The sequence below is a fragment of the Streptomyces acidicola genome, from assembly GCF_009377235.1.
GTDB lineage: Bacteria > Actinomycetota > Actinomycetes > Streptomycetales > Streptomycetaceae > Streptomyces > Streptomyces acidicola.
Genome location: NZ_VMNX01000383.1, coordinates 1 through 6,044, shown reverse-complemented (window position 1 = coordinate 6,044; position 6,044 = coordinate 1). Strand labels below are relative to the sequence as shown.

General features: G+C 70.8%; 6 protein-coding genes. 4 read left to right on the top strand and 2 right to left on the bottom strand.

All coding sequences use genetic code 11. The annotated features are described in order from the left end of the window. A partial coding sequence (locus tag FPZ41_RS44265; protein ID WP_152870305.1) for an amidase occupies positions 1-1,341 on the bottom strand: 1,341 nt, incomplete at its 3' end. A 28-nt stretch (positions 1,342-1,369) separates the two neighbouring features. Then, positions 1,370-2,317 (bottom strand): D-2-hydroxyacid dehydrogenase, encoded by a 948-nt coding sequence (locus FPZ41_RS44260; RefSeq protein WP_152870303.1) that lies wholly within the window; start codon positions 2,315-2,317, stop codon positions 1,370-1,372. Between the two features lie 228 nt (positions 2,318-2,545). Here FPZ41_RS44260 and FPZ41_RS44255 point away from each other — a divergent pair, with 228 nt between their 5' ends. The 4 genes from FPZ41_RS44255 (at position 2,546) to FPZ41_RS44240 (ending at position 5,766) form a co-directional block, all read left to right on the top strand. Continuing rightward, positions 2,546-3,331 carry a maleate cis-trans isomerase family protein gene (locus FPZ41_RS44255; protein ID WP_152870301.1) on the top strand — a complete coding sequence of 262 codons (786 nt, stop codon included), beginning with the start codon at positions 2,546-2,548 and terminating at the stop codon, positions 3,329-3,331. Next, the gene (locus FPZ41_RS44250) at positions 3,328-4,059 is read left to right on the top strand and encodes a maleate cis-trans isomerase family protein (protein ID WP_152870299.1); all 732 of its coding nucleotides are present in this window, start codon (positions 3,328-3,330) and stop codon (positions 4,057-4,059) included. Before FPZ41_RS44255 ends, FPZ41_RS44250 begins: the two co-directional genes overlap by 4 nt. Before the next feature lie 48 nt (positions 4,060-4,107). After that, positions 4,108-4,596, top strand: coding sequence for a hypothetical protein (locus FPZ41_RS44245; protein WP_152870297.1), 489 nt, complete (start codon positions 4,108-4,110; stop codon positions 4,594-4,596). 81 nt (positions 4,597-4,677) lie between these two features. Then, positions 4,678-5,766, top strand: coding sequence for an LLM class flavin-dependent oxidoreductase (locus tag FPZ41_RS44240; RefSeq protein WP_322621520.1), 1,089 nt, complete (start codon positions 4,678-4,680; stop codon positions 5,764-5,766). Positions 5,767-6,044 lie beyond the last annotated feature (278 nt).

Sequence of the window (6,044 nt, the reverse complement as noted above, 5' to 3'; positions counted from 1 at the left end):
CAACACAACATCGTCCCGATGCCGAGCCGCCACCACCTGCAACCCCACCGGCAGCCCGTCCCCGTCCACCCCCACGGGCACACTCGCCGCCGGCTGCTGCGTCATGTTGAAGGGGTACGTGAACGGGGTCCACCCGGTCCACCGCCGATGCCCCGACCCCTTGGGAACCTCGGCCCCCGCCTCGAACGCCGTGATCGGCAGCGTCGGCGTCACCAACACGTCGTACGACTCATGGAAGCCCCCCATCCGCCGCCCCAACTCCATCCGCACATCCACCGCGGCCAGATAGTCCAGCGCACTGAACCGTGCCCCGAGCGCGCAGATCTCCCGCAGCCCCGGATCCAGCACCTCCCGCTGGTGCGGCCCGAAGTGCTGGGTGACCCGCGCCGCCCCGCTGAACCACAGCACGTGGAAGGCGTCCAGGGGCTCCGTCAGGTCGGGGTCCGTCTCCGAGACGTACGCCCCCAGCCCGGCCAGCCCCTCCACGGCCCGCCGCACCACCGCCGCGACCCCGGGTCGTACGGCCACCTGTCCGCCGAGCGAGGGCGAGTACGCGACCCGCAGCCCGTGCACCCCGCCCCGCAGGGCACCCGTGAACGACCCGGTCACCGGTCCGAGCGCGGACCAGTCCCGCGCGTCCGGCCCGCTGATCACATCCATCAGCAGCGCGGCGTCGGCGGCGTCCCGGCTCAGCGGACCCACGTGCGCGAGGGTGCCGAAGGCGCTCGCGGGATAGAGCGGCACACGCCCGTACGTCGGCTTCAGCCCGAACGTCCCGCAGAAGGAGGCCGGGATGCGCACGCTGCCACCGCCGTCCGTGCCGAGCGCCAGCGGCCCGGCCCCGAGCGCCACGGCGGCCGCCGCGCCCCCGCTCGAACCACCCGCCGTGCGCGACACGTCGTACGGGTTCCGCGTCACCCCGGACAGCGGTGAGTCCGTGACGCCCTTCCAGCCGAACTCCGGGGTCGTCGTCTTGCCGAGGAACACCGCGCCGTGCTCGCGCAGCCGGGCCACGGACGGCGCGTCCTCGTCCCACCTGCCCTTCTCGGAGATCGCCCTGGAGCCCTTGAGCGTGGGTCCGCCGCGCAGCAACAGGATGTCCTTCACCGTCACCGGCACCCCGTCGAGCAGCCCGGCGGGCTCTCCGCGCCGCCAGCGTTCCTCGGACTCCCGCGCGCGGGTGAGCGCGTCGTCCTCGTTCAGGCGTACGAAGGCGTTCACAGCCGGCTGGATGCGATTCGCCCGTTCCAGTGTTGTTCGGGTTGCTTCCACGGGGCTGAAATCGCCCTTGCGGTAGCCGTCGAGGAGTTGTACCGCGGTCAGTTCGGTGAGTTCGGTCATCCGCCCGCCCTCCAGAGAACTCGGCAGCTCAGTGTCCAGGTACGTACCCACGCTTCTTGTCGACCACGTTCGGCAGGGGCTTTCCCGCCTCCCACAGCTCGTACAACTCGACGAACTGCGCCCCCAGCTCGTCCCGCCAGCCCACCGTGTCCCCGCTCATGTGGGGCGAGACGACCAGGCCCGGCACGTCCCACAGCGGGTCGTCCGGCGGCAGGGGCTCGCGGTCGAAGACGTCCAGCGCCGCACCCGCGATCCACTGCCGCGACAGGGCCTCCACCAGCGCGTCCTCCACCACGAGCGGCCCACGCCCGACGTTGATGAACCGTGCCGAGGGCTGCATGATCCCGAACCGGCGGGCGTCGAACATGCCGTACGTGGTCTCCGTCAGCGGGGCGGCCGCGATCACCCAGTCGGCGCGGGACAGCAGCCGGTCCAGGTCGTCCGGGCCGTGGATGCCGGAGCGCGGGGTGCGCCCGACCAGGGCCGCGGTGATGCCGAGGGCCCCGAGCGTGCCGACGATCGCCTGGCCGATGGGCCCCGACCCGACGACGACGGCCCGCGTCCCCGCCACCCGCTGCGTCTCCCGGTGCCGCCACTCGTGGGCGCGCTGGAGTTCCCCGGTCTGCGGCAGGTCCTTCGCCCAGCTCAGGACGAGCGCGGCGACGTACTCGGCGATCGGCTGGTCGAAGACGCCGCGCGCGTTGGTCACCAGGGTGTCCGAGGCGGCGAGCTCCGGGCACATGAGGTGGTCCACGCCCGCGCTCGCCGTGTGCACCCAGCGCGGCCTCGGCCCCTCGCCCGGCCAGGCGTCGCGCACGGCACGCGAGGTGAAGTCCCAGACGAGCAGGACGTCGGCGTGCGGCAGGTGCTCGGCCAGCGAGGACGCGTCCGTGTGCAGGATCCGGGTCCGCCCGGTGAGCCGCCCGAGGCGGGGCGGCGGATCAGTATTCAGGACAAGGAGGATTTTCTTGGACATCTTGGGGAAACCGTTTCGCAACGCGCGTCAGCTTCTCTGAAGGAGGTTCGGGCGTTTTCCTGGCGTTTTCCTGGCGTTTTCCGGTAGGGCTCGCGGGTGGTGAAGTGGGGATCGGGCCGTCTGAGATGCGCGGATTGACCACGCTCGCACCCGAATCTACCTTCGTCAACACGGTTGCGGACTCAGACCGTTGCCCCTTCGTCCCTCTTCGTGAAGGCGGTGCCTGCCATGGACGTCTCTTTTCTCGGCGGTCCGCGCTCGCAGCGCGGTGTCGGTGTCGTGGCACCCTTCGATTTCGCGCTCGACCGCGAGCTGTGGCGGTGGATGCCCGACGAGATCTCGCTGCATCTCACGCGGACCCCGTACGTGCCGGTGGAGGTCAGCCTCGACCTGGCGCGGCTGGTCAGCGAGCACGAGACACTCGGTGACGCGGTTCGTACGCTCAACGCGATCGCGCCCGAGGTCGTCGCGTACGCCTGCACCTCCGGCAGTTTCGTCGGCGGTGTCGCGGGCGAGCGCGCGATGTGCGAGGCCATGACGAGGGCGGGAGCCGTGCCCTCGGTCACCACGTCCGGTGCGCTTCTGGACGCCCTGAACGAGCTGGGCGTACGCCGTCTCGCACTCGTCACGCCCTACACCGTCTCGGTGACCCTGGCGCTGGAGGAGTATCTGGCCGAGGCGGGCATCACGGTCACCGGCCGTGCGTTCATGGGCCTGACCAGGCACATCTGGAAGGTCCCGTACCGGGACGTGGTCGACATGGCCCGCAGGGCGGTCCGCGCCCCGGCGGACGCCCTCTTCATCAGCTGCACGAATCTCCCGACCTACGACGTCATTCCGCAACTGGAAGCGGAGCTGCGCATGCCGGTGATCTCGGCCAACCAGGTGACGATGTGGGCGGCGCTGCGCCATCTGGGTACCCGAGCCGTGGGCCCCTATCAGGCGCTGCTGGACGAGTCGGCGCGCCGGAGTCCCGTACTGCCCGAAGAAGAGCAGCAGGAAGGCTGGACATGACCGCACTCGGTTTCCTCTACCCGGGCCACTCCGCCGAGGACGACTACCCGCGCATCGAACAGCTCCTCGGCAGCGACATCCGCCTTCCCCTGGTCCACACGGACATCGGCGAGGACGCGCACCGTGAGGACGCGCTCCGGGAGATGGGTTCGCCGGAGCGCCTGGCGGCCGGCGTGCAGGAACTGCGTCTGTCCGGCGCCGAGGCCGTCGTCTGGGCGTGCACGTCCGGGAGCTTCGTGTACGGCTGGGAGGGCGCCCAGGAGCAGGTCCGGGCCCTGGCGCGCACGGCGGGCATGCCCGCGTCCTCGACCTCCTTCGCCTTCGCGCACGCGGTACGGGAGCTCGGGGGGCGGCAGGTGGCGGTCGCGGCGACGTACCCGGAGGACGTTGCGGAACTCTTCGCGGCCTTCCTGAAGGACGCCGGTGCGGAGGTGGTGTCGGTCCGGTCCTCCGGCATCATCACGGCGGCGGAGGTCGGTACGTGGGGAGTGGACGAGGTCCTGGCGCTGGCCCGCGCGGGCGACCACCCCGAGGCGGAGCTGGTCCTCCTCCCGGACACCGCCCTCCATACGGCATCCCACCTCCAGGCCCTCGAATCCGCCGTCTCCAAGCCGGTCCTCACCGCCAACCAGGTCACCGTCTGGGAGGCCCTGCGCCTGACCGACCGCCGGGTGAACGCCCCACGACTGGGAACGCTGTTCACGAAGGAACCGATTGTGCAGGTGTGAGCTGGGGAGAACCGCCGCTGTGGTCAGGATCTCTTCGGGGGGAGTCACATGCAGGCGGAAACGGTCATCGCTGTCGCGGCGACGGTCATCGCGCTCGGCTCGCTATGGGTCAGTCACACACAGAGCAACGCCACCCGCCTGCACAACCGGCAGTCGGTCCGGCCCATCCTGCAGATACGGCGCATACATGAGCGAAGAAACCGAAGGGTCGGGCTCCAGGTGATCAACGCCGGGCTCGGCCCCGCCGTCGTCACGGACACCGAGGTGCGGCTGGACGGCGTGGTCGTCGGCAAGTGGGACCGCACGGTCAAGGACCGTATCTTCTCGCCCACGGACTGGCCCTCGACGTATTCGCTGCGGAAGGGGGCCGTGGTCCTCAATGGGGAGCAGACTTTTCTCGTCCGTTTCGACTCCGACGACCCGGACCGACTGGAACGGTTCTGGGACATCGTCGGCCGACGCCTGGTGATCGACATTCACTACGAGTCCGTGTACGGCGGTGAGGGCTTCACCGTCTCGTCACTGCCCCAGGAGTGATCTGGGCGCCCGGGAATAACCGGAGACCGCCTCCTGTTAACCCGCGCGGACAGCGCACGGCACAACCACAGGAGGCACATCGTGACGGCAGACGAGATCCGAGGCGCGGCACAGGGCACCGCCCCCGTCCCCCTCTCCGTCCTGGACCTGGTCACCGTCGGCGCAGGCCGCACCGCCACCGACGCCCTCCGCGCCGGCGTCGAGCTGTCCCGCCTCGCGGAGTCCCGCGGCTACCACCGCTACTGGGTCGCCGAGCACCACTCCATGCCGGGCGTGGCATCGAGCTCCCCCGCCGTGATCCTCGCCCACCTCGCCGCCCACACCACCCGCATCCGCCTCGGCTCGGGCGGCGTGATGCTCCCCAACCACGCCCCCCTGGTCATCGCGGAGCAGTTCGGCACGCTGGAGGCGATGGCCCCGGGCCGTATCGACCTGGGCCTCGGCCGCGCCCCGGGCACGGACGGTGCCACGGCAGCCGCCCTCCGCCGCACCGAGCGCCTCCACGAAGGCGCCGACGACTTCCCCGAGCAGCTCGCGGAGCTCACCCGCTTCCTGGACGACGACTTTCCCGACGGCCACCCCTACAGCCGTATCCACGCCGTCCCGGGCCCCGTCCAGGGGACGTCCCCCGGCGGCGTACAGTCCCCGCACCGCCCGCCCGTCTGGCTCCTCGGTTCCTCCGGCTTCAGCGCCCGCCTCGCCGCCACCCTCGGCCTGCCCTTCGCCTTCGCGCACCACTTCTCCGCGCAGAACACGATCCCGGCCCTCGACCTGTACCGAGAGTCCTTCCGGCCCTCCGCCGTCCTGGACGAGCCCTACGCCCTCATCGGCGTCTCCGCCCTCGCCGCCGAGGACGAGAGGGAGGCCCGCCGTCAGATCATGGCCGCCGCGCTGAACATGGTCCGCCTGCGCACCGGCCGCCCGGGCCTGGTGCCCACCCCGGAGGAGGCGGAGGCGTACGAGTTCAGCCCGATGGAGCGGGAGTTCATCGCGAGCTGGAACTCCAACGTCATCCACGGCACGGTGGAGGAGGTCCGCGTCGGCCTCGACGACCTCCAGAAGCGCACGGGAGCGGACGAGTTGATGATCACCTCCCACGCCCACAGCCCGGACCTGCGCCTGCGCTCGTACGAACTGATCGCGGACGCCTACGGGTTGCCGACGGCGTGAGCCGAGAAGCCCGGGTCTGAGATCTGGTCATTCAGCGCCCAGCGGGCCGAGATCTGTCGTGCCCCCGGAGGCCCAACTGGATAAGGCGGTCGACCGTTTGTGCGATGAGCGTGTGAGGGTCGACAGGGGTGGCGGGGATGGGCGCGGGGGTATCCGCTGGTTGCTGGTGTTCACGGATGATGCGGCGTTGGCGCGTTTCGCTGAGGCGCGGGGTGAGGCGGTGCCCGATCGGGTGGCGGTGTACGGGGCGCGGCTGCTGGATCACGTGATCCCAGGGG

What these genes read in the sequence shown, in the direction of transcription:
- FPZ41_RS44260 (WP_152870303.1), bottom strand. Translation starts at nt 2,317, where the DNA reads ATGTCCAAGAAAATCCTCCTTGTCCTGAATACTGATCCGCCGCCCCGC.
- FPZ41_RS44255 (WP_152870301.1), top strand. Translation starts at nt 2,546, where the DNA reads ATGGACGTCTCTTTTCTCGGCGGTCCGCGCTCGCAGCGCGGTGTCGGT.
- FPZ41_RS44250 (WP_152870299.1), top strand. Translation starts at nt 3,328, where the DNA reads ATGACCGCACTCGGTTTCCTCTACCCGGGCCACTCCGCCGAGGACGAC.
- FPZ41_RS44245 (WP_152870297.1), top strand. Translation starts at nt 4,108, where the DNA reads ATGCAGGCGGAAACGGTCATCGCTGTCGCGGCGACGGTCATCGCGCTC.